The organism is Alteromonas sp. G5_S2_22_S1 (assembly GCF_054968525.1).
Window position 1 is genome coordinate 28,948 of sequence record NZ_JBQKUJ010000007.1, and the last position, 23,735, is coordinate 52,682.

Annotated in this window: 21 protein-coding genes; 16 read left to right on the top strand and 5 right to left on the bottom strand. The window is 46.8% G+C overall.

Annotated elements, in window-relative coordinates; all coding sequences use genetic code 11:
* The first annotated feature begins 103 nt into the window (after positions 1–103).
* The 4 genes from ACTRWF_RS09415 to envZ all read left to right on the top strand — a co-directional run bounded on the left by ACTRWF_RS09415 (position 104) and on the right by envZ (position 4,635).
* Positions 104–1,009: a phosphoribulokinase gene (locus ACTRWF_RS09415; protein ID WP_012520116.1), complete on the top strand. Its 906-nt coding sequence runs from the start codon at positions 104–106 to the stop codon at positions 1,007–1,009.
* 138 nt (positions 1,010–1,147) lie between these two features.
* Entirely contained in the window at positions 1,148–2,266 is a 1,119-nt protein-coding gene (locus ACTRWF_RS09420) for a DUF2855 family protein (RefSeq protein WP_012520117.1), read from the top strand.
* Positions 2,267–2,479: 213 nt separating this feature from the next.
* Positions 2,480–3,202, top strand: a complete 723-nt coding sequence (gene ompR, locus ACTRWF_RS09425; protein ID WP_012520118.1) for an osmolarity response regulator transcription factor OmpR — start codon at positions 2,480–2,482, stop codon at positions 3,200–3,202.
* Between the two features lie 98 nt (positions 3,203–3,300).
* The gene (gene envZ / locus ACTRWF_RS09430; protein ID WP_012520120.1) at positions 3,301–4,635 is read left to right on the top strand and encodes a two-component system sensor histidine kinase EnvZ; all 1,335 of its coding nucleotides are present in this window, start codon (positions 3,301–3,303) and stop codon (positions 4,633–4,635) included.
* Between the two features lie 34 nt (positions 4,636–4,669).
* Here the strand turns inward: envZ and ACTRWF_RS09435 are convergent, their stop codons facing one another.
* The 5 genes from ACTRWF_RS09435 to hslR all read right to left on the bottom strand — a co-directional run bounded on the left by ACTRWF_RS09435 (position 4,670) and on the right by hslR (position 12,035).
* Positions 4,670–5,848 (bottom strand): MFS transporter, encoded by a 1,179-nt coding sequence (locus ACTRWF_RS09435; RefSeq protein ID WP_012520121.1) that lies wholly within the window; start codon positions 5,846–5,848, stop codon positions 4,670–4,672.
* 98 nt (positions 5,849–5,946) lie between these two features.
* On the bottom strand, positions 5,947–8,412 hold the full coding sequence (locus ACTRWF_RS09440) for a TIM-barrel domain-containing protein (protein ID WP_462835463.1): 2,466 nt from the start codon (positions 8,410–8,412) through the stop codon (positions 5,947–5,949).
* A gap of 243 nt (positions 8,413–8,655) precedes the next feature.
* Entirely contained in the window at positions 8,656–10,218 is a 1,563-nt protein-coding gene (locus tag ACTRWF_RS09445) for a phosphoenolpyruvate carboxykinase (RefSeq protein ID WP_020744528.1), read from the bottom strand.
* A gap of 489 nt (positions 10,219–10,707) precedes the next feature.
* The gene (gene hslO, locus ACTRWF_RS09450) at positions 10,708–11,607 is read right to left on the bottom strand and encodes an Hsp33 family molecular chaperone HslO (RefSeq protein WP_015068461.1); all 900 of its coding nucleotides are present in this window, start codon (positions 11,605–11,607) and stop codon (positions 10,708–10,710) included.
* A gap of 23 nt (positions 11,608–11,630) precedes the next feature.
* Positions 11,631–12,035, bottom strand: a complete 405-nt coding sequence (gene hslR, locus ACTRWF_RS09455) for a ribosome-associated heat shock protein Hsp15 (RefSeq protein WP_012520125.1) — start codon at positions 12,033–12,035, stop codon at positions 11,631–11,633.
* Between the two features lie 129 nt (positions 12,036–12,164).
* On the opposite strand from hslR, the gene gspC reads away from it, so the two are divergent.
* The 12 genes from gspC to ACTRWF_RS09515 all read left to right on the top strand — a co-directional run bounded on the left by gspC (position 12,165) and on the right by ACTRWF_RS09515 (position 23,691).
* Positions 12,165–13,088, top strand: a complete 924-nt coding sequence (gene gspC, locus ACTRWF_RS09460) for a type II secretion system protein GspC (RefSeq protein WP_012520126.1) — start codon at positions 12,165–12,167, stop codon at positions 13,086–13,088.
* 99 nt (positions 13,089–13,187) lie between these two features.
* Complete coding sequence (gene gspD, locus ACTRWF_RS09465; RefSeq protein ID WP_015068462.1) at positions 13,188–15,233, top strand: type II secretion system secretin GspD; 2,046 nt, start codon at positions 13,188–13,190, stop codon at positions 15,231–15,233.
* 1 nt (position 15,234) lies between these two features.
* A complete protein-coding gene (gene gspE / locus ACTRWF_RS09470; protein WP_015068463.1) occupies positions 15,235–16,794 on the top strand; it encodes a type II secretion system ATPase GspE in 1,560 nt (519 codons plus the stop codon).
* On the top strand, positions 16,795–18,021 hold the full coding sequence (gene gspF, locus ACTRWF_RS09475) for a type II secretion system inner membrane protein GspF (RefSeq protein ID WP_015068464.1): 1,227 nt from the start codon (positions 16,795–16,797) through the stop codon (positions 18,019–18,021).
* Positions 18,021–18,458 carry a type II secretion system major pseudopilin GspG gene (gene gspG / locus ACTRWF_RS09480; protein ID WP_012520130.1) on the top strand — a complete coding sequence of 146 codons (438 nt, stop codon included), beginning with the start codon at positions 18,021–18,023 and terminating at the stop codon, positions 18,456–18,458. The genes gspF and gspG overlap by 1 nt, the downstream gene beginning before the upstream one ends.
* Positions 18,459–18,463: 5 nt before the next feature.
* Entirely contained in the window at positions 18,464–19,090 is a 627-nt protein-coding gene (gspH, locus tag ACTRWF_RS09485; protein ID WP_012520131.1) for a type II secretion system minor pseudopilin GspH, read from the top strand.
* The gene (gene gspI, locus ACTRWF_RS09490; protein WP_015068465.1) at positions 19,087–19,566 is read left to right on the top strand and encodes a type II secretion system minor pseudopilin GspI; all 480 of its coding nucleotides are present in this window, start codon (positions 19,087–19,089) and stop codon (positions 19,564–19,566) included. Before gspH ends, gspI begins: the two co-directional genes overlap by 4 nt.
* A 1-nt stretch (position 19,567) precedes the next feature.
* Positions 19,568–20,194 (top strand): type II secretion system minor pseudopilin GspJ, encoded by a 627-nt coding sequence (gene gspJ, locus ACTRWF_RS09495; RefSeq protein WP_015068466.1) that lies wholly within the window; start codon positions 19,568–19,570, stop codon positions 20,192–20,194.
* Entirely contained in the window at positions 20,191–21,264 is a 1,074-nt protein-coding gene (gene gspK / locus ACTRWF_RS09500; protein ID WP_015068467.1) for a type II secretion system minor pseudopilin GspK, read from the top strand. The genes gspJ and gspK overlap by 4 nt, the downstream gene beginning before the upstream one ends.
* Complete coding sequence (gene gspL, locus ACTRWF_RS09505) at positions 21,264–22,463, top strand: type II secretion system protein GspL (RefSeq protein WP_015068468.1); 1,200 nt, start codon at positions 21,264–21,266, stop codon at positions 22,461–22,463. The genes gspK and gspL overlap by 1 nt, the downstream gene beginning before the upstream one ends.
* Positions 22,460–22,939 (top strand): type II secretion system protein GspM, encoded by a 480-nt coding sequence (gene gspM, locus ACTRWF_RS09510; protein WP_012520136.1) that lies wholly within the window; start codon positions 22,460–22,462, stop codon positions 22,937–22,939. Before gspL ends, gspM begins: the two co-directional genes overlap by 4 nt.
* Positions 22,936–23,691: a type II secretion system protein N gene (locus ACTRWF_RS09515; protein ID WP_015068469.1), complete on the top strand. Its 756-nt coding sequence runs from the start codon at positions 22,936–22,938 to the stop codon at positions 23,689–23,691. Before gspM ends, ACTRWF_RS09515 begins: the two co-directional genes overlap by 4 nt.
* The last annotated feature ends 44 nt before the right edge of the window (positions 23,692–23,735 follow it).

Here is a 23,735-nt window from a genome sequence, read left to right on the forward strand (position 1 = left end):
CAGGCTCACACAGCATTTGCGAGGTGAGCGTTCATACGCCCCCCTTGATTCTTAGCGCACATCAGCTTATAACTAGTACCCGTCATTTCCAAAAAGAATTTCTATGTCTGTCAAACACCCTATTATTGCTATAACAGGTTCTTCTGGCGCGGGTACTACCACCACGACCAATGCTATTCGCCATATATTCAGGAACTTAAATGTTAATGCTGCAGTAGTCGGCGGTGATAGCTTCCACCGTTTTACCCGTCCAGAAATGGAAGTGGAAATTCGTAAGGCCCAAGAGCAAGGCAGGCATATCAGCTACTTTGGCCCCAAAGCCAACGACTTCGAGTTACTCGAGACGCTGTTTAGAGAATACGGAAGTTCAGGTACTGGCCAGTTCAGACAATACCTACACACCTTCGATGAAGCTGTACCTTTCAACCAAATGCCAGGTACCTTTACACCGTGGCAAGATTTGCCTAATAACACCGATTTACTGTTTTATGAAGGGTTACACGGCGGCGTTAAAACAGAAGAAAATGACGTTGCAAAACACGTTGATTTACTGGTAGGCATGGTACCCATTGTAAATTTAGAGTGGATCCAAAAAATTGTGCGCGATACCACTGACCGAGGTCATTCCCGAGAAGCGGTAATGAGTAGTATTGTGCGAGGGCTTGATGACTACTTCCACTACATCACGCCGCAATTTTCGCGCACTCATGTTAACTTTCAGCGCGTGCCTACAGTCGATACCTCCAACCCGTTCAGCGCCCGGGAAATTCCAACCCAAGACGAAAGCTTTGTTGTAGTGCGTTTCAGACGGGAAATGAAAACCGTCGATTACCCCTACTTGCTTCAAATGATTGATGGGGCTTTCATGTCTAGGATCAATACCCTTGTTGTGCCCGGCGGAAAAATGGGGCTAGCCATGGAGCTTATCTTAACCCCGCTGCTTGAAGACATTTTGAATAAAAAACGTCGAGCCGGTCATCAGATGGATTGGCTAAATAGCGACGGCTAATTACCCGCTTTTACCTGCATACCCCCTATACGTTTCTTCTATAGGCATGTATTTAAAACCGTAAGTCGTAATACTTTTGAGCCTGCGCCAATCTAGTTTTGTTGAATTCGCTATTTTTCACTAAAGCAGGCCTTAATAATGACCACAATACACAGCCAACAAATTTGGATAAATCAGCAAGACCTTGCCGATACCAAAGTCGTCGAACGGGAATTAAGTACTAGTGACTTACAACCAGACGAGGTATTGCTAGAAACAGACAGCTTTGGCTTTTCTGCCAATAACATTACCTATGCGGCACTCGGCTTTAAAATGGGGTATTGGGGGTTCTTTCCCGCCACAGATAGTCACGACAGCAGCGATACTGGCTTTGGTATTGTGCCTGTATGGGGTTTTGCTACTGTGAAGGCGTCTCGTCATAGCGGAATCAAAGAAGGTGAAAAAGTATTTGGCTATTTGCCCATGGCAAGTCACTGGGTAATAAAAGCCGGTAAAGTTGCACCCCACGGTTTTTCAGATATACACGAAAAGCGCAAAAGTATCAGCCCGGTTTACGACCAATACCTTCGCTGCTTTGCCGACCCCGGCTACGACGCTAGCCGTGAAGCATGGCAACTTAACTTCAGGCCACTTTATATGACGTCGTTCGTTCTGGATGACTTTGTCGCCGAAAAGGCTCGCGATGAAACCTTGTTACTTTCTAGCGCTTCAAGTAAAACAGCGTTAGGAACTGCGCAACTTCTCAAAGATAAAAAAGCGCCACGAAAAGCCAGTTACCGCGTTGTTGGGCTAACCTCAAAAGCGAATGTGGATAAGGTAAAAGCCTCTGAATGCTACGATGCGGTTTATAGCTATGATGACCTATCTGAACTTGGTCACGATTCTCGCTATTGGCTACTCGACTTTGCTGCCAATGGCACGCTTATCAATAACCTCGCTAAACAGCTTGGCGATAACTTAAGCGCAGTAACGCTTATCGGCGCTACCGATTGGAAAGCACAAGAAAAACCCAACCCCAAGCTACTAGATGCAGAGATCTTCTTTGCGCCGGCGCGGGTGAAATTACGTCAAAGCGAATGGGGACACGATGAGTTCTTGACCAAATATGCCAACGCCTGGCAGCGCTTTGCAAGCAAAGTTAGCGATCAGTTTTTCGAGCAGTCTCATTGCGGCACTGAGGCTATAACACAGTTATATTTAGACACGCTTAACGGTTCTGGCCAAGCGAGAGCCCTTAACGTGGCGTCCTTCGATTAACATTGTCTTAATGCCGTTGTAATTGACGTCAAACCACTTGTGAGCACAAGGGCTGACTAACGCTTCAGCCTTTGCCTTCTAAGCGAAGGAGTAAGAACGTGTTTCTTTAGACACTATTTGTAACAAACATACCGCCCCTTTTGCCGCTTTCTCGCTTTTGTATTTCACATCTAGTGGTTATAGTGAAACAAAAGTAAAACTAAAGGTATGACTATGGGTCAGGAAACCTCAAAAATTCTCGTTGTTGATGATGATATGCGCTTACGTAGCCTGTTAGAGCGTTATCTGCTAGAGCAAGGTTATCAAGTGCGCAGCGCGGCAAACGCTGAGCAAATGGACAGATTGCTAGAACGTGAGAATTTTCATCTTATGGTTTTAGACCTTATGCTGCCCGGTGAAGATGGCCTGTCTATTTGTCGGCGCTTGCGCCAGCAAGAAAACGACATGCCTATTATTATGCTTACCGCCAAGGGCGATGAAGTAGACCGCATTATCGGCCTTGAAATGGGCGCAGACGATTACTTACCTAAGCCCTTTAACCCTCGTGAACTGCTGGCGCGCGCTAAAGCGGTGTTGCGCAGACGCAGCAGCGAAGCGCCCGGCGCGCCTTCAAAAGATGTTCAAATAGTCGAATTCGGTGACTATAAGCTTAATTTAGCCACCCGCGAAATGACCGCTGGCGATAAACCGCTAACCCTGACTAGCGGCGAGTTTGCCGTATTAAAATCGCTGGTGACTCACCCCCGCGAGCCGCTTTCGCGAGATAAGCTAATGAACCTAGCTAGAGGCCGTGACTACAGTGCATTAGAGCGAAGCATCGACGTTCAGGTTTCTCGTTTGCGTAGAATGCTAGAAGAAGACCCTGCTAACCCACGCTACATACAAACCGTATGGGGCTTAGGCTATGTCTTCGTTCCAGACGGTGAGCAAGTATAGGTATTTATGCGTGATGCAGCGGGTGTTAAAGGCTTAATTACAACGATAAGCCTTTTTTTTAGAAAAGGCTGTCTTATGACGCAACGAAACGGTGAGCTATGCGTTTAATTCCCAAAAGTGCATTTGGCCAGACCGTTATGCTGATTGGTGTGCTTCTGCTCATTAATCAGATAGTGTCCTACATCTCTGTCACCTATTACTTTATTCAACCTAGTTACCAACAGATCAATAGCCTATTAGCGACGCAAGTTAAGTCAGTATTGGCCAACGACTTACTCGTCACTAACCAAGAAACCCGTGACCGGTATTTTCAAAAAACCCAGGTGCACGTCTTCGATGAAAGTGTTGCTAAACAAAACGGGTTAGAAAGTGCCGTTTACTATGGCTATATATCATCTCAGGTTAGTGAACAACTTAGTCAGTTAGCTGACGTACGCATTAGCACTACCACACAGGCCAGCGACGAAAACGCCCCTTACATTGTGTGGATATCTTTAAACCGATATCCAGATACATGGATTTCAATACCGATTTCAGGGTTAAACGAAGCCAATATTTCACCGCTTACCATGTATTTAATGGTAATTGGTATATTAAGCGTAGCCGGCGGCTGGCTGTTTGTACGACGTATGACCCGCCCCTTATCTGCCCTTCAAAAGGCAGCTATTTCCGTGGGTAAAGGTGAACACCCGGCGCCGCTTCGCGAGCAAGGCAGCACCGAAATGATTCAGGTTACCCGCGCGTTCAACCGCATGAATCAGGGTATTAAGCAGCTAGAGAACGACAGAAACATTATGACGGCGGGTATTTCACACGATTTGCGCACCCCACTTACCCGAATTCGCCTTGCCTCTGAAATGCTGCCTGAAGACCAGGACTGGATAAAAGATGGCATTGTAAACGACATTGAAGACATGAACGCTATCATCGATCAGTTCATTGATTATGCCCGCTATGACACCGAAGAAGTAACCCAAGAAACCGATTTAAACACCATTATTGCTGAGCTTGTTCAAGCAAGGCACCTTGACGACAAGCACCATATTGAGCTGAAACTCAATACTATTCCCCCGTTGCCCTTAAGACGCATTGCAATGAAGCGGGTAATAGATAATCTAATTGAGAATGCATTTAAATATGGGTCTGATGAAATTGCGATTAGCAGCTTTTATAACCGCCATGAGAAACGGGTTTATTGCAAAGTACGTGACTTCGGGCCGGGCATTCCACATGAAGAATTAGCAGGTGTATTCATGCCGTTTGCCCAAGGCGATAAGGCGCGTAATTCGTCCGGGTCTGGGTTAGGGCTTGCCATTATAAGACGTATTATTGAAGCCCACGACGGGGAAGTCACCTTACGCAACCATCCTCAACAAGGCCTTGTCGCTGAGTTTTACCTGCCCTATTTGGCGGAACTACCCGATAAAAAATAAGCCCTGGTCGCCCACTTATTTTAAAACCCCAGCGTTAAGCTGGACTGTTGCGGTACTTAATTTTGCGACTATAACCGTAAGACGCTAACCACAGCAAACACCCGCCAATAGGAATAACCCAAAACGCCGTGGTAAGCGGCGCAAAGTTTGCCCATAATCCAGTAGAAAATGACGCCACCTGTACACCTGTTGAATTGCCAATAATAGCTATACCGGAAAGGACCGGCCCATTATCACTATCGATATTCATTGCTGCAGATAACATTAGCGGGAACAAGCCGCCAAGCCCCAACCCAAGTAAAAGGTTACCCGCGCCTATGCCGTACAAACTAGGCATAAGCTTAAGCGTAAACACACCGGCTAAAGACGCCGTCGCCATTAAAACAATTAAGCGATGCACAGATACAAAGCGCAGTAAAAAAGGAAACGTTAAGCGGCTAATCACCATGCCCGCTGTAAAACAGGCCAATAAGTTACGAGACTGCTCACCGCTAAACCCTAATCCGTTTTGCGCATAGCTAACAAACCAGTTCGCGTTACCAAACTCTACCGCACCGTACCCAAACGCAAGTAGCGCCATAAAAATAAACACGGGCTGCTTGATAATGACGCCAAACGCCAGGGTCTTTTTGGGCGCTTTCGGTTGCCCTTTAAGTACTTTAGCCTGAGAGCGCGCCGCAATATAGGTATAACAAGATAAGATCATCATAACACCGGCGAGTACTTGGATTGGCAAGCGCCAGTTGTGTTCGACAAGATATAACAGCGTTACAAAAAACGAGGCTGCAAAGGTACCTAAGCTAAACATAAAGTCCATTAAGCCCATCATGGTGAATCGCTTTTCAGCGTACATACGTGCGATAAGCGTGTGGCCTATAGTAAAAATAGTTGAACTCACCACACCTATTAATACTGCCAATACTAAAAACCACTGCCATGACGACAACACCGACACTAAAAGCAGTAGCACGGTATTGATGCTTAATAGTGCTGCCAATAAAGGCATGTATTCAAAGCGACTGGCGTACTTCCCTCCAATCACTGCGCCTAACATCATGCCTACTGAAAAAAGAGAGAAAAGCGCGCCACTGATGAGTTCCGACATCTGAAGATCGGCGGCTATATCAGGTAGTAGTATTCCCCATAAAAGAAATAACTTACCTATTAGGAAAAAACCGGCAAAAATGACGATAGTGGCGGGAAGTCGGCTCATTAAAGCTCCATGGTTGATATCGTTGAAGAGACATCTTTTTAATGTTCAAGGGTACACGCACACGCCGTACCCTTTACCATAAAGTGAACCGGCTATTATTACATGATCACTATCTCTACAGATTGCTGATAATCGCACGTAAATGCAAGTGAAAGCGTTTTCCCTTTCTCACTCCAGGTAGCAGGCGCAGGCGCCCCGTCTACCAATACTTTCTGCGGCCTTTCAGTGAGTCCGTGAACCACGTAGGTTATATTTCGCTGCTGCGGCATACCGATATAACTACCTTGACTATCAAGTGTCAGGGTGAGATCAGCGCTCTCATCTACCGATGCGTTAAGCTGCAACGTCGTGTACAAGCCCTTTTCAACAGAGTTAGGGCTTTTGCCGTCATCCTCATAATAGGTGTAAGACGATGAGGTCACCGAATGGTCGTGCCAGTAATGCATTTCTAGCTCCCGAGCATCAAAATGTTCTGTGCGCGAAAGTCCCTCAGACATAGGCATAAAGCTTCCCGCTTTTACCCAAACCGGAAAATTATCCTGAGTTAGTGGGTAATCAACCGTTTTACCTCCTTGATACTTGGCACTTGAGAAAAAGTCGAACCAAATGCCAGGTGGCAACTCAACGGCCCATGTCTGTTGGTTCGGCTGAGTCACAGGTGAAACTAACAGGGCATCGCCCCACATATAGCTTTTTGCGCTTTCGAACCACTTATTTTCATTAAATACCATGGCAAGCGGGCGCATTAACGGCGTGCCGAATAGCGCGTTTTCAAAAGCCAATGAATAGTTATAGGGCAGCATGTCATAGCGAAGCTGAATAAATTCACGCGCAATAGACTTTACTGGGTCGTCGTGAAAAACCGGTTCTGGCGCAATATTATCTTGGGCATGAGGCCTAAATACCGGTGAAAAGGTGCCAAACTGAAGCCAACGCGTGTAAAGTTCTGCGTCAAAGGTGTCGCCTCCTGCAAAACCGCCTAAGTCGGAGTGAGTATAGGCTAAACCAAACACACTCATTTGAAGTGCGAGTTCTACCTGCGGTTTAAGCCCGCCCCAGCTTCGGCTTACATCGCCCGTCCACGGCACCATACCGTAACGCTGGCTGCCCAAAAAGCCTGAACGCATGAGCACGAACGGGCGCGTATCGCTTTGAAGTTCAGTTAAGTTGTTATACACGGTTTTCGCCCACTGATGGCCATAGCCGTTATGCACTTCGGTACCGCTCACCGTCTGATTACCAAGGCCTGCTTCGCTCCAAGCGTGCTGAATATCATCAGGATGAACCTCCGGCTCTCCTAAGTCTCCCCACCAGCCAGCAACGCCTTGTGCGGCTAGCTTTTCATAATATTGCCAAAACCAGTCTTGGCCCGCTTCGCTGAACACATCAACAAGACCAGTATTGCCAAAATAGAAGTCAAAGGTGTACGGCGTACCTTGATCATTTTGAGCAAGGGCGTTATTTTCTACCGCGCTGTCCCACTGCTTTGATGTAGTAAGAATAAATGGCTCGGTAATAAGCACGGTTTTCACGTCTTGCTCTCGAAGCTCGCTAATCATCTTCTCAGGCTCAGGGAACGTGGCAGTGTCCCAACTTAAGTTCCCCATGTGTCCTTTTATGTCTTTGCCAAACCAATATAAATCCAGAACCACTGCATCCACTGGAATATCTTGCTTGTTAAATACATCCACAACATTCATTACTTCATCTTGGGATTTATAGCCAAATCGTGACGCGAAGTTACCTAATAGCCAGCGTGGCGGCAGCGGCTGTTTTCCCGTTATGGCAACCGTAGATTTCACAGTGTCAGACAAGCTTTCACCCAACACCATAATGTAGCTGGCCCGCCCGCCTTTGGCAGAAAACAACAGTTCGTCGGGCGTACTGCTGCCCATATCAAGCTCACCTGATGCCGTGTTATCAAACAGTACACTGTAGTGCTTCGATGACATGACCGCAGACAGACCAAAATACATCTGGTTCGATGACGTGGTGTACCCATAATGCGCTTTGTTATAAAGCGGCATGGCGTTTCCGCGACGATCCATGCCCAATACACGCTGACCACCGCCATAGAGCTTTTCATCATCACTAAGAGCAAACGATAAACTCACGCCGTGGCTATTTATCGAAAGACCGTCCCGCTCTTTGGTAACCACTTCACCGTTAAGCGAATAGCTTATTGCATGACTTTGTTTATCGATACTCGCTGAAGCATTGTCGTAGGTAAGCGTAATGGTATTAGGTGTATCAGATACGTCTACGGTTAGTTCATTAGCCGCCACATGTTCTGGTAACGCCATAGACGGCAGGTTCTCATAGGGTTTACCGCTGTTATCCGTTACGTAAGTGACTTGAAAGCTCTTATTGCCTAATGCTGTTAGCGTAAAATCGTTAGTGTCTGTATCAATGTAAAGCGTGTTGCCCTGTAAAGAAAATTGTTCAACGACGGCCAACGCATTCCCTGATATCAACGCGAGAGCCGGTAACGTAGCCAATAAGCGGCGAGATAGGGTTGCGCTAACTACGGCTGATAAAACTGAACGCTTGTGCTTTTTCGACATACTAAAACCTTTCTTTTCGTTTCAGCATCATGCAATTTCGTCGCACGCTGAAAACCTTATTATGTTAACCAAATGATAACGGCAGGCAGTGTCGACATAAATAAACATACGTATTCATTGTGTGAAAAATGTTAATGCAAAGGTAAGTAGCAATGTTCAGCCATAAAAAAGCCCGCAACACGGTGCGGGCAAAACATCAATCACGTTGAGTGTGATGAACGTTGGGAAGGGGCGAACCGAGTTTTAGTTACCCGGACCGGCTTTAACGATAGCGTCGCTAACGTCGTATTTTTCAAAGTTCTGTTTAAAGTCGTTAACTAAGTTAGCGGCGTATTCGTTGTATTTTTCTTTGTCTGCCCATGTGTTTTGCGGCACAAGCAAATTGCTGTCTACGCCTTCAATGGCGACAGGCACATCAAGGTTTAACGCATCAATGTGCTGAGTTTCAACATCGGCCAAATTACCCGACACAATCGCATCGATAATGGCGCGGGTAGTAGGAATATCAAAACGGCTACCTGTGCCGTAAGGGCCGCCTGTCCAACCGGTATTGACTAAGTAAACCTTAGCGCCAAACGCTTTAACACGCTTAATAAGAAGCTCTGCATACACCCCTGCTGGACGCGGGAAAAAAGGCGCACCAAAACAGGTTGAGAAGGTTGATTCAATATCGCTTGTAGAACCAATTTCAGTAGAGCCTACTTTCGCTGTGTAACCGCTTAGGAAGTGATACGCCGCCGCTTCTTCACTTAATACTGAAACGGGAGGCAATACACCACTTACGTCACAGGTTAAAAATACGACTGAGCGCGGCTCGCCGCCTCTGTTTTCAGCTACGCGCTTTTCAATATGAGAAAGCGGGTAGGCTGCACGCGAGTTTTGCGTTAACGATGTGTCGGTATAGTCTGGCGTGCGTGTCTCGTCTAACACAACGTTTTCTAATATAGTGCCAAACTTAATCGCGTTCCAAATTACCGGCTCGTTCTTTTGAGAAAGGTCAATACATTTAGCGTAGCAACCGCCTTCAATATTAAATACGCTACCAGGTGCCCAGCCATGCTCATCGTCACCAATTAAGAAACGCTTAGGATCAGCTGAAAGTGTGGTTTTACCTGTCCCTGAAAGACCAAAGAACAAGGTCACATCGCCTTCTTCACCCACGTTGGCTGAACAGTGCATAGGTAGCACGTCTTTAGCTGGAAGCAGGAAGTTCTGTACTGAGAACATCGCTTTTTTCATTTCACCCGCGTAACGCATGCCAGCTAGCAAAACACGCTTTTTAGCGAAGTTGATGATAACTGTGCCGTCGCTGTTTGTACCGTCACGTTCTGATTCGCAAGTGAAACCTGGCACGTTTAAGATTTGCCACGGCGTATCGCCTTTAACATTCCATTTTTCAGGAATAATAAATAGATTACGGGCAAAAACGTGCTGCCAAGCGGTTTGCGTTCTTACCTCAAGTGATAACGCATGTTCAGGATCTGAACCTACTTGAAGGTGTGATAAAAAGTGTTCTTGAGTAGAAAGATAAGCCTCCACTCTATCCCACAGCGCGTCGAATTTGTCAGCGTCGAATGGTTTATTTACCTTGCCCCAATCAATATCCTTCTCTGTCGAAGGTTCTTTGACGATAAATCGGTCATTTGGAGAGCGACCGGTACGCTTACCGGTTTCAACAACAAGTGCACCGTTTTTATCGAGAACGCCTTCGCCGCGCAATACAGCGCGTTCGATAAGTTCTGCGTTCGGCAGGTCAGTAAGTGGCGTTACTTTCAGTTCCGTTTGAATTGAGGCTGCTGCGGTCATGGCTGTTACCCTATATGTAATTTTTCAAAAGCACTTTCAAAAAAGTATCACCTCTTTGAGTGTAATGTAAACAAGGCTTGAAGGGCATTTTTAAAACACATACTCACTATTTACTCGTCTACAATTTCATAAATATTGTAAATTAATTACAAGGAAAGCCTTTTCCTTCGTTAAAAATGTAAAATAATGGATTTGTAAGACCGTATTGATCGATGAATTTCAAAATAAAAAGCGGGCAAAAAATTTTAAAAGAAAGAGTGAAAACTTTCAAAAGGAGAAAAAATTAAATAAGGGAGCCCGTGGTGAAAAGTTAAACACTTACTACTGAGTGCTTTTTAACCAGATGTTAAGTGTTAAGCCCATGCTTGAAGCTTTCAATCATAGCAAGGAGAAACAAAAAAGCACCACGTTCAGCGCTATCGCATCCGTTGGTGCTTTTATCTATGACGTAAAGCCGCTACCTTCTTGGCAGGCTTTAACCTATAGAGGTTATTGGTTTGATGACGATACGTCGAAGTTACCGTTATGAATAGCTTCAACGTCGATACTGTCGAAACGGTACTCTGCATGGCAGTACTGACAGTTCATTTTTATCGCCCCTTCTTCGGCAATAATGGCGTGCAGTTCAGATTTTTCCACATGACGCAGCGCTTCTGCGCTTCGCTCTTTAGAACATGAGCACGCAAAGGTTACGTCTTTTGCTGGGTACATTTCCACGTCTTCTTGGTGGTAAAGGCGATACAAAATGTCTTCAACCGACAAAGAAAACATCTCTTCTTTGGTCAGCGTTTCGGTAAGCTTTGAGATGTGAGCAAACTCATTGGCTTGCGATACATCCGTGGCGCTTGCATCGGTAGGTAGAACTTGTAGCAACACGCCCGACGCTTTAGCATTTTTAGGGTCGCTCATATCTGTTATTAGGTGAACACTGGTTGCTAGCTGTTCTGACTGTGCAAAGTAACCTTCGATACACTCAGCTAAAGATGGCTTATCTAATGCCACAACGCCCTGATAGCGCTCGCCTTCATCTGGGGTAATGGTGATAACCAAAACGGCTTGGGTCAATAGCTCAGAAAACGTGTCAGGTAGGGTTTCAAGTGTTTCGTCCCAACGTGCTACACCGCGCAGTGTTTGCTCGTGAGTGGCATTTAACACTGCATAACTTACCGGGCCTTTGCTTTGAATTTGAAGTGAAATCTCACCTTTAAATTTAAGCGTTGCCGTTAACAGTGACGTCGCTGCCGCCATTTCACTCAGTAACGTTTGAATTTGCACAGGGTATTCATAGCTGTGCACAATGTTCTTTAAGCTCTCATCTAGGCGAACTAATTCGCCGCGAACGTTAGCTTGTGTAAATAAGAAGCGGTGTAATTTATCGAAATCACTCATAAATAATCCTGTTGCGCAGCTCACTATTGCTGCTTAAATTTAATAATCTGTCGTCGCTGCTTTTTATCAGGTCTATGATCTGGTTTAGGGCTGTGAAATGCGCTCAATTTACGGGCAGCTTGGTTTTCTTCACGTTTTGTTACACTTTCAGCCGTTTCTTCGAAAAGTGCTTGTGCCAAAGGCGCACTCAAGCGCTTGTCACTTAAGCCTAGCACCTTTATTTCACGATTATCCCACCCTGCGGGAACTTTAATCATGGCACCAAGCTCTACATGTTTACCAGGCTTGGTTCGCTGCCCGTTGTACTGGACCTTTCCCGACTGCACCATGTCTCTAGCAATGGCTCGGGTTTTAAAAAACCTTGCAGCCCATAGCCACTTGTCCAGCCTGACGTTTTGTGTTGTATTGTTGCTTTCCGATTGGCTCATGTAATAATTTCGTAATGGTGTAGCTTTAGTGTTGTGACCCTCACCTTTACTAGGCTATTATGGGTTTGCTAAAGCACGGTTAACCAAAAATTCACTATATTATAATAAAGCAGTACCATCAGTGGCAGCATGACATTTAATAGACCCAACCCACAACCTCTGGTTGTTTATCTAAGCCAGCATCAAAAACAGCTACATACCATCGTAGTGGTTCTGCTTAGCCTGTATTTAATTGCATTCGCTGCCAAATTTGTGTGGCGAATTATACCCGAACCTCAGCTATCTGCGACACCCACAATAAGCCGTGCTCCAGTTATTTCTTCGTCATCAGGCAAAAGTGGGGTCAACATTGCCAAAATACAACAGCTGAATTTATTTGGTAATGCGGCAGCAAAGCCAGCCGAGCCCGTAGCGGAGGTGACTGACGCACCAGAAACACGCTTAAACTTAACGCTAACAGGGGTGGTGGCAAGTTCAGACCAAGAAGCAGGCACCGCTATTATAGAAAACCGCGGCAGCCAAGCGGTATACGGTTTAGGCGAAAAAATTGAGGGCACCAACGCCACGTTGCAAAAGGTGTATAACGACCGTGTAATCATTAAAAATGGGGTGAGAAACGAAACCCTAATGTTAGACGGCATTGATTATGACGAAGCCAACAGGCGCCGTGAAATGCAGGCAAGACAGCGCCCTGCACCTCAAGAAGATGAATATGAAGACGATACCGTTGAACTAAGCGAAGAAGCGATAGAGGCCACTGCGGCACTAAGAGAACGCCCAGCAAGCTTTACTGACTTTATTTCAATATCGCCAAAAACAGAAGAAGGCCAACTTATTGGTTACCAGGTGAGCCCAGGAAAAGAGCCTGAACTGTTTAAATCGGCAGGTCTTGAAGCTGGCGATGTCATTACACAAATTAACGGGCTAGACCTTACCGACTTGCAGCAATCGCAAGAGGCACTGTCTGAGCTACGCAATGCACAAAATATAGAATTAACGATTATTCGAGATGGCAGTTTAACCACGCTATACCTAGATTTACCCGAGGCGTAACAACAACTAAAACGGTAACGGCTCATTTGTCATCAGGTAGGCATTAAAAATTGCAACGCAAACCAGCCATCGACAAGTTAGGAAATGAAGGAAGTTAGAATGAAAAGGCGCACTAGCCAAAAACTATTATCTCGCTTAGGCACAGCAATGTGTACAGCGCTTCTGTGTTTCTCGGTGACCGCTGCTGAGTACATGCCTAATTTCAAAGATACTGACATCAATGAATTCATCAATATCGTTGGTAAAAATCTTGAGCGCACTATTATTGTGGACCCCAACGTACGCGGCAAAATTAGCGTACGCAGCTACGATATGCTCAATGAAGATCAGTACTACCAGTTTTTCCTGAACGTATTACAAGTGTATGATTTTGCCGTTGTAGAAATGCCTAGCGGAATTTTAAAAGTCGTTCGCTCAAAAGACGCAAAGACATCGAATATCCCGGTTGTTGAAGGCGCGCAGCAAGACGGCGATGAGTTTATTACCCGCGTTGTGCCTGTTTATAACGTACCGGTGCGCGAACTTGCGCCTATATTGCGCCAGCTTAATGACCAAGCGGGCGGCGGTAACGTGGTTAGCCACGATCCATCAAACGTGATGATGCTAACGGGCCGTGCTGCGGTGGTTAATCGTCTTGTTGAAATCATTGAGCGCGTAGACCGCGCTGGTGACGAAGAAGTAGAGATTGTTAAGCTTCGTTATGCTTCAGCTTCTGAGATGGTACGTATTATTGAAAGTATCAACAAATCACAAGGTAAAGCCAATACAGGCGCTAAATCTGAACCTCGCGTTGTAGCAGACGACAGAACGAACTCTGTGATCGTAAGCGGCGACATTAAAGCGCGTCAGCGTCTTATCAATCTTATTCAACGCATGGACCAAGAGCTGGAGTCCAATGGCAACACTCGCGTACTGTTTCTTAATTACGCTAAGGCAGAAGATTTAGTCAAAGTTCTGCAAGGCGTATCGGCCAGTATCCAAGCAGAAGAGCAAGGCAGCGGCGCCACATCGCGCAGAGCAAGCTCAAACCGCGAAATTAGCATCGACGCACACGAAGATTCTAACGCCATCGTTATAACTGCAGAGCCAGACATGATGCGCTCGCTAGAAGAAGTGGTGCGTCAACTGGATATTCGCCGTGCACAGGTACAAGTTGAAGCCATTATCGTTGAAGTTTTTGAAGGCGACGGCAACACATTAGGTGTGCAATGGGTGTCAGAAGAGGGCGGTGGTACACAGTTCAATAATGGTGTTATAGGCGTCGGTTCATTAGCTGTGGCACTACGACAGGCCGAAGATAGAGAGACCACGCAAACCAACATCACTGCCAACGGTGAAGTGGTAGAAACAACGGACACGATAGAAGGCGACTTCACTGCTCTTGCAAGCTTACTTGGCGGTGCAAACGGCCTGATTGCTGGCGTTATCGAAAATGGCTGGGGCGCAGTGGTACAAGCGGTAAGCACTGATACCAATTCAAATATTCTTGCCACACCTCACCTAACTACCATGGATAACGAAGAAGCGTTTTTCATTGTTGGTCAAGAGGTACCTATTATTACCGGTACGACAACCGGCTCGAACAACTCTAACCCGTTCCAAACGGTGGATCGTCAAGAAGTGGGTATTAAACTTAAAGTTACGCCGCAAATTAACGAAGGCGATGCCGTTCAGCTTCTTATTGAACAAGAAGTGTCTAGCGTTAGCGGTGCGACATCAGTAGACATCTCTATCAACAAGCGCGAAATCAAAACCACAGTGATTGTTGACGATGGTGGTACTATCGTACTAGGCGGCTTGATTGACGAAGACGTACAAGAAAGTGTGTCTAAAGTGCCACTTTTAGGCGATATCCCTGTTCTTGGTCATCTTTTCAAGACGACGTCTACAAGCAAACGTAAGCGCAACTTAATGGTGTTCTTAAAGCCAACTATTGTACGTGACGGTGCAACCATGAATGCCATTAGCCATCGTAAATATAACTACATTCGCGCACTCCAGCTTAAACGTCAGCAAGAGGGTGTATCGTTAATGCCGTCAGCTGAAACGCCAAGCATGCCGCAGTGGGACGATGCATTAGCCCTTCCACCGTCGTTTGAAGAGTACCTGACTGAGAAAGAGAAGCAAAAAGAAGGTAACGAGTAGTATGGCGGATGAACAACTTACTCAAGCACTAGAGGCCCAAGAAGAAGCCCTAGAAGCCATGGGTGATGACGCCGGCGTACCTGAAGCAGAGGCCGGCCCTAAGCAGCTCTCTTTTAGCTTTGCTAAGCGCAACCAGGTGCTGCTTGAAACCAACGAAACGCCAGCGGTGCTGTATTTTACAGAAAACACGCCGTTTGACGTGTTTGCAGAAGTGCGTCGCTTCTACGGCGAGCCTTTTGTACCGAAAACTATACCCGCTGACGAATTTGAAAACTTACTGACTAGTGCGTTTCAGCGCGATAGTTCTGCAGCGAAGCAGTTAATGGAAGACTTAGGCAACGAAAGCGACTTATTCGCCCTTGCAGAAGACTTACCCGACACTGAAGACCTGCTAGATAGCGAAGACGACGCCCCTATTATCAAGCTTATTAACGCCATGCTAGGTGAGGCAATTAAAGAAGGCGCGTCAGATATTCATATCGAAACGTTTGAAAACCAGCTTGTGGTTCGCTTTCGGGTAGACGGTGTGTTGCGGGAAATTTTGCGCCCCAATCGCAAGCTTAGCTCTATGCTGGTATCGCGTATAAAAGTAATGGCCAAGCTAGATATTGCAGAAAAACGCGTCCCCCAGGATGGCCGTATTACGCTGCGTATTGCCGGGCGAGCGGTAGACGTTCGTGTTTCGACGATGCCCTCTAGCCACGGCGAGCGAGTGGTACTGCGTCTTTTAGACAAAAACAACGCCCGCTTGAACCTAGAAGATTTGGGCATGACGCTGCAAAACCGTAACCATTTCTCGACGTTAATACGAAAACCACACGGTATTATTTTGGTTACTGGCCCTACCGGTTCCGGTAAAAGTACCACCTTGTACGCAGGGCTTACCGAGATAAACTCCCGCGATAGGAATATTTTAACGGTAGAAGATCCTATCGAATTCGACCTGCCAGGCATCGGACAAACGCAGGTTAACCCCCGTGTAGACATGACCTTTGCACGAGGCCTTCGCGCAATTTTGCGTCAAGACCCCGATGTTGTCATGGTCGGTGAGATTCGTGATATCGAGACTGCGCAAATTGCCGTTCAGGCCAGTTTAACCGGTCACTTAGTGCTTTCTACCCTGCATACTAACACCGCCGCTGGCGCCATTACTCGCTTAGAAGACATGGGCATAGAGCCTTTCCTTTTATCTTCCAGTTTATTGGCAGTACTGTCACAGCGACTCGTTCGTACGCTATGCCCAGACTGTAAAAAGCCGCATACGCCGGATGCGTCTGAACTTGAAATATTAGGCCAAGGGGCCACCAGCAGCACCACAATTTACAAACCTCACGGCTGTGCAGCGTGTAACCAGACCGGCTATCGCGGGCGTACGGGTATTCACGAATTGCTTTTAGTTGATGAAAAAGTGCGTGAAATGATGCACGAAGGTGTCGGCGAACAAGCCATTGAGCGCTACATCAGAACCTCTACCCCAAGCATCCGTGAAGATGGCTGTAGTAAAGTGCTTATCGGTGAAACCTCTCTTGAAGAAGTGCTTCGAGTAACGAGGGAAGACTAGATGGCGGCGTTCGCTTATAAAGCGGTTAATGCCCGCGGTAAGAACACAAATGGCGTGCTTGAAGGCGATAATGCCCGTCAGGTGCGCCAACAGCTGCGCGAAAAGGGCTTAATTCCTTTGGAAGTAGAGCAAGTTGCCGAGCGCACACAAAACGAAGGCAAAGGGCTTTCATTTTCACTGTTTAAACCACGCATTTCAGCCTCCGATTTAGCGCTACTTACACGGCAAATGGCTACCCTTGTAGAGTCGGCCCTTCCGGTTGAAGAAGCCTTGCTTGCCGTTGCGGAACAATGCGAAAAGTCCCGCCAGAAAAACATGATGATGGCAGTACGCAGTAAAGTCGTGGAAGGTCACGGGCTTGCTGATGCCCTAGGACAGTTTCCCAGTGTGTTTGACGAGTTATACCGCGCCATGGTGGCGGCAGGTGAAAAGTCAGGCCACCTTGATACCGTGCTTAACCGCTTAGCCGACTATACCGAGCGCAGGCAGCAAACCCGAAGCCAAATTACTCAGGCGATGATTTATCCATCGTTAATGCTGTTTTTTGCAATGGGTATCGTACTGCTGCTTTTAACCGTGGTAGTACCAAAAATTGTGGGGCAATTCGACCACATGGGGCAAGACCTTCCGGGTATTACCCAATTCCTTATTTCAGTGAGCACTTGGCTTCAAAACTACGGGTTGTTCATGCTAATCGGCATAGGCGTGCTTATAGTTATTATACAGCGCGTATTGCAGCAAAAGCATATGAAGCTGCGCTATCACAAAGCGCTTTTAACCTTACCTTTGATAGGCCGCGTGTCGCGCGGTCTAAACACGGCCCGCTTTGCACGTACGTTAAGTATATTAAGTGCCAGCGCAGTGCCGCTACTTGAAGCTATGCGTATTTCAGGCGATGTCCTTGAAAATCAGCATATTAAAAATCAAGTAGCCGACGCCGCTATTAACGTTAAAGAAGGTAGCAGTTTGCGGGCTGCGCTGGATAACACGAAAATGTTTCCACCTATGATGATGCATATGATTGCGTCAGGTGAAAAGTCGGGCGAATTACAGCAAATGCTAGCTCGCGCCGCAGATAATCAAGATAGGGAATTTGAAGCGCTTATTGGTGTCTCACTTAAGGTATTTGAACCCTTACTTATTGTATCGATGGCGGGCATTGTTCTGTTTATCGTTATGGCAATATTGCAACCAATCTTAGCATTGAACAACATGGTGAATATTTAATGAAAACACTTAATCGCAGTTCTGGTTTCAGTTTGATTGAAGTCATGGTCGTACTTCTAATCATCGGTATTATGGCCTCTATGGTTGCACCGCAAATCTTGGGTAACCAAGAAGAAGCGCAGCTTAAAAAAGCCGCTGTTGATATACAGCAAATGGAAAGTGCGCTTGAAATGTACAAGCTTCGCAACAACCGCTTCCCAACCACTGAGCAAGGCTTAGACGCCCTGGTAACCGCACCTACCATCGACCCAATTCCACGCAACTACCCTGAAGGCGGCTTTATCAAGCGTTTACCTGAAGATCCGTGGGGCAACCCTTACGCGCTAATTAGCCCGGGAGAGCTTGGCGTAGTCGATATTTTCTCAAACGGTCCAGACGGTGAGCCAGGCACTGATGATGATATTGGTAACTGGAATATCAACGAGTATTTGAACTAACTCTTATGCAAAGCAGCGGCAGTACCTACAAACACAATATAGGCTTCACCCTTTTAGAAGTCATGTTAGTACTGCTACTAATGGGTCTAGCCGCTGGCTACGTCATGTTTAACGCTTTTGGGGCGAGTAAGTCTGACTTACTTAAATCACAAGCCCAGCGCCTGCAGGTCATTGTTGACATGGCCAGTGACTTCGCAGTGTTAAATCAGCAGCAGCTTGGTGTACGCTTTGAAGCGGACAAAAATGAGTATTATTTTGTTTATTTAGACGACGATGACCAGTGGCAGCGCATAGAAGGTGAAAAGACCTATGAGCCCTACACCTTGCCCGAGCCCTTCACCTTCACCTTAAACCTTGATGACTTGCCGTGGGACGTTGAAGACCGACTGTTTGACCGTGAGTTGTTTGACGAGAATTTAAGCGTGTCTGACGAAGGCGTTGAGATAGGCAACGAAGAAGAAAAGAAGCTTCCTCCCCCACAAATTCTCATTATGTCGAGCGGCGAAATTACCCCTTTTACGCTGTCGTTTAACTATGAAGGTGATGATGGCGACGACCCCGTCTATTATAGCCTTCAAAACCAAGATCTACCGCCTTTAGTGCTTGAAGGGCCGCTGGAGCGTCCGTTATGAAGGCATCCATCTCTAAGCGCAAAGCAGCTGCAAAGACACCGTTGACAAGGTCGTTTTTCAAACCTGCACTGGATAAAAGCAGCAATTTACCCTATGCCCCGCGCTACCAAACTGGCTTAACCCTGCTTGAAGTGATGGTGGCGCTACTTATTTTTGCGCTTACCGGCACCGCCGTACTCAAAGCGGCAGGCGAGCATTTATCCAGTGTTGGGCAGATAGAGTCGGTGACCTTCGCCAACTGGGTGGCAAGCAACCGCTTAAACCAACTTCAGCTAGATACTACGTGGCCGCCTAAGAACAATTTGAAAGGTACCATGGAGATGGCCGATCGCACCTGGTACTGGCAACAAACCGTCACTAAAACCAATGACAATGATTTACGGTCTGTCACCGTTTCTGTCGGCGAAGACGACAGCTACGACAGCTCCGTAACGTCTGTGACTACCTTTGTCGCAAAGCCGACGGCGGGAAATTAGTATGCAGCGCGGTTTTACGCTTATTGAAATACTGATAGCCATGGCCATTTTCACCCTCATCGGCTTGGCATCAACAGGTTTACTCACCACGGTTATCGACAGTAACGATATTTCAGAAGAGCGCTTTGCAAAGCTTCAACTATTACAGCGCGCCATGATCACCATTGAACGAGACCTTCAACAAGCAGTGCCTCGCGCAGTAAGAGTTAACGGTGAAAAACAAGAAGTGGTAATGGCGGGCGGCGAAACAGACGACAGCGATGATGATGGCATTGGCTTTGTGCGCGGAGGCTGGCACAACCCTCAGCTAATGCTCCCAAGAAGTACCTTACAGTACGTCGCTTACCGCTTGAAAGAGAACAAGCTAGAGCGTTTATACAGTAACTATGTTGACAATGTTATTGGCTACGAGCCCAAAGTACGGGTGCTGCTAGAAGACGTAGAAAGTTTAAAAGTGGAGTTTCTTGCCACCTCGAACAGCAGTTCATTAGATGAGGATGACGATATCTCTTGGAGTGAGAGCTACAAGGGTTCAACACTTCCTCGCGCCGTAGCGGTGGAGTTTGTTAGCAAGGACTTTGGCAAAATTCGCAGGGAATTCACCTTAACAACGGGTGAATCATCATGAGCATAACAAACAATAACACGCCGCTAAAAAAGTACAGACAAGCGAGCTCAGCTATTGCAAAGCCGCAACTTGGCAATGCACCGGGCAAGCAGCAGGGTGTGGCGCTAATGATCGTTTTGATGATTGTGGCGCTAGTTGCCGTGCTGGCTACCGAAATGGGCACGCGGCTACAGCTTCAAGTTCAGCGCACCATGAACTTAAAAGACAATAATCAAGCCTACTGGTATGCCATGGGAGCAGAAGCGTTTGCAAGAAAGTCCATTCAATCTCTTGTTGAAGAAAGCCCTGAGGTCATTTCTATTGATCAACCTTGGGCGCAAGAATTTAGCTATCCGTTAGAAAACGGCGGCCTAACGGCAAACTTAGAAGACCTACAGGCCTGTTTTAATCTTAACGCTATCACATCGGGTAGCGCTTCGAATAACGCAAATAGCGCCTCGAGCAATACCACTGAGGCTATGGAAGCCTTTCACACTATGCTGCTATCACTTAGTGTTGATGGACTAGATAACTACACCGCTGACACGCTACGCGACAGTCTTGCCGACTGGGTGGATGACGACGACAACATGCGACCGTATGGGGCAGAAGACAGCGAGTATGAATCGAGAGAATTTCCATACCTTGCAGCTAACGGACCACTGGCATCAAAAAGTGAATTGCGTATTATTAACGGAGTGTCACCAGAATGGCTAAACGCATTACTGCCTTTAGTGTGTGTGATCCCAGATTACAGTGAGTTAAAAATTAACGTTAACACGTTAGAAGAAGAGGATGCACCGCTGCTGGCAGGGTTAACAGGGCTTGATATTCAACAAGCTGCAAGTTTGCTAAGCAGTCGCCCACAAAATGGGTGGGACGATACCAACGCGTTTTTAAGCGAACCGTCTATTCAGGCACTGAATTTAACAAGCTCTCGACAAGACTGGTTTTCAGTTAAAACTGAATATTTTATGTTGCATACAAAAACACAATACAACAAAGCAACCTTTAAGCTTTCCACCGTGTTTCACGCTAGCGCCGATAGCGGCGTTAATGTTGTGAATCGCGAGTTTGGGGGAACCTATTAATGGAACAATTATTGGTGCGTTTAGGCGCCAACTACACCGATCCGATAAGCTGGCTGGTTTATTCAAAAACAGAAGATGAAATTATTGCTTCTGGTGAATTGCCAAGTGCAGAAGACTTATCTACGCTAACCGAACGCGCAGGCCAGCGAAGCGTTATTGCTTTAGCCCCTAGCAGTGACATATTGCTCAAATGGGTAGAGCTACCGCCTAAAGCGGGTCGCAAGATAATCAGCGCTATCCCGTTTATGCTTGAAGACGAGTTGGCTACCGACATTAGCCAACAGTTCTTTGCCATTGGCCCTAAGCGTGGCGATGAGCAAGCGGTGGCGATAGTCAGTCACGAAAAGATGCTTCAATGGCAAGCTTGGTTAAGCGAAGCTGGTCTTTTCTGCGACACCATTATTCCTGACGTTCTCGCCGTTCCTGCAACGCCTAATGGCTGGTCGGTGCTCACAATAGGCGAGCAGTTACTGGTTCGCCAAGATGAGTTTAAAGGCGTTCAGGGCGAGCAAGCGTGGTTACTACCAACCCTTGTGCACTTCACTGCGCAGCAGGAAGCCCCGGTGACTATCACAAACTACGCGGGTATCGATTTAAGTAGCTTGCCCAATATCGAAGAAGCACAGGCACCACTTGAATTGCCCATGCAAGTATTGGCTAAAGAAGCCATGCAAAGCAGCTTTAACTTATGCCAAGGCGAGTACAAACTTAAACGCAAACGCAGCGGTGTGCTAAGCCAGTGGCGTGTAGCCGCTGTGCTCGCGGTACTTGCACTGTGTACCAGTCTTATTGATAAGGGCGTTACCCTTTATCAGCTAAAATCGGAAAACCAAGCGCTTAGCAGTGAAATAAATGCTGCGGTAAAAGCAGGCTTCCCCAATATTGGCACTTATCGCAACGTTCGATTAAAGCTACAAAGTGAGCTTGCAAAGCTAGAGCAGGGCGGCGGTGATGCCTCTATGCTTATTATGCTAGATCAGCTTGCGCCAGCATTCACAGCAACAGACGTTAAGCCTCAAACCTTGCGCTTCGACGCCTCGCGCACTGAAATTCGCATTCAGGCACAAGGTAAAAACTTTGAAGCGTTAGAGCAGTTTAAACGCAGCGCCGAAAACGCGGGTTTTGTGGTTGAACAAGGTGCTATCAATAACCGTGACAACGGCGTTGTAGGTACAGTGTCAGTAAGGAGTACGTCGTGAACGCACTTTTAGAAAAATACAAAGCCCTCACTGAACGTGAGCAAAAACTGGTGCTTATTTCCGCTGTTATGATTGCGATTGCGCTGTTCTATTTTGCTGTTTGGTCGCCACTTAATACTGCTTTAGACAAACAGAAGCAGCTGCTTGATAACCAGCAGTCGCTTTTAGTTTGGGTAAAAGACAGCGGTGCACGCGCACAGCAATTACGCCGCAGCACGGGCAGTAAACGCGCCTTTTCTGGCTCTTTACCCCAAGCGGTAAACCGCACTACCGCTCAGCACGACATTGCTATTTCACGCATGCAGCCTCAGGGTGATGAGCTTCAAGTGTGGGTAGATCAAGCGCCTTTTAACGCGGTTTTAGACTGGCTAAAAGCCATGGAAAACATGGGCGTAGTTATTCTTCAAGCCGATATTGCCGAAGCAGATGCCCCAGGCTATATCAAAATTCGCCGACTACAGTTAGGTAAAGCATGAAGTCGAAAGTTAGTTGGATAATAGGCGGCATTCTCGCCTTTTTATTGTTTGCCATCGCATACATGCCTGCAGTACAAGTGATTGGCCGACTGTCGCTGCCAAATAATGTTTCTATCAGCGGGGTCAGCGGCAGCTTATTTTCGGGTAAAGCGCAGACGGTGGTAGTGAATAGCCTTCCAATTAATAACGTAAAATGGGAGCTTAATCCGCTACACCTGTTACTGGGTAAAGTTAAGCTTGACCTCAAAGCAGGTAACATTCGCGATAAAAACGACATTGCCTTTGAAGGGCCTGTTACCACCGGGCTTTTTAGCCAAAATACGGTTAATACTGAAAACTTTACCCTTTACCTTCCTGTAGACAGAGTGCTTGCGCAGGTTCGCTTACCTCTGCCCGTTAACGCAGGCGGGCGCTTTAAGGTCTCGCTTAATGACCTAACCTTTGGTCCAGCGTGTGAGTCGCTTGATGGTACGGGAGATTGGCTTAATGCAACGGTAGCAGGTACCCAAGGGCCCATTGATTTCGGCACCTACTCTGCGACACTTCGTTGTGAAGGTGAAGATATTGGCATAATGGTGAACGAGCCTAACTTGCTTAGCTTATCTATGGATGCGGTTATACCGACAAACATGAAAAACATTCGAGTAAGCGGTAAATTTAAGCCTGATGCGAGCTTGCCCAATGAAGTACATCAAGCGGCACGCTTATTTGGCGCACCGGACAATAGCGGCTATATTGCTATTAAGCTTTAATTGGTAAAACACGTCAGTAATTACAACATAATGCGGACCCTGAG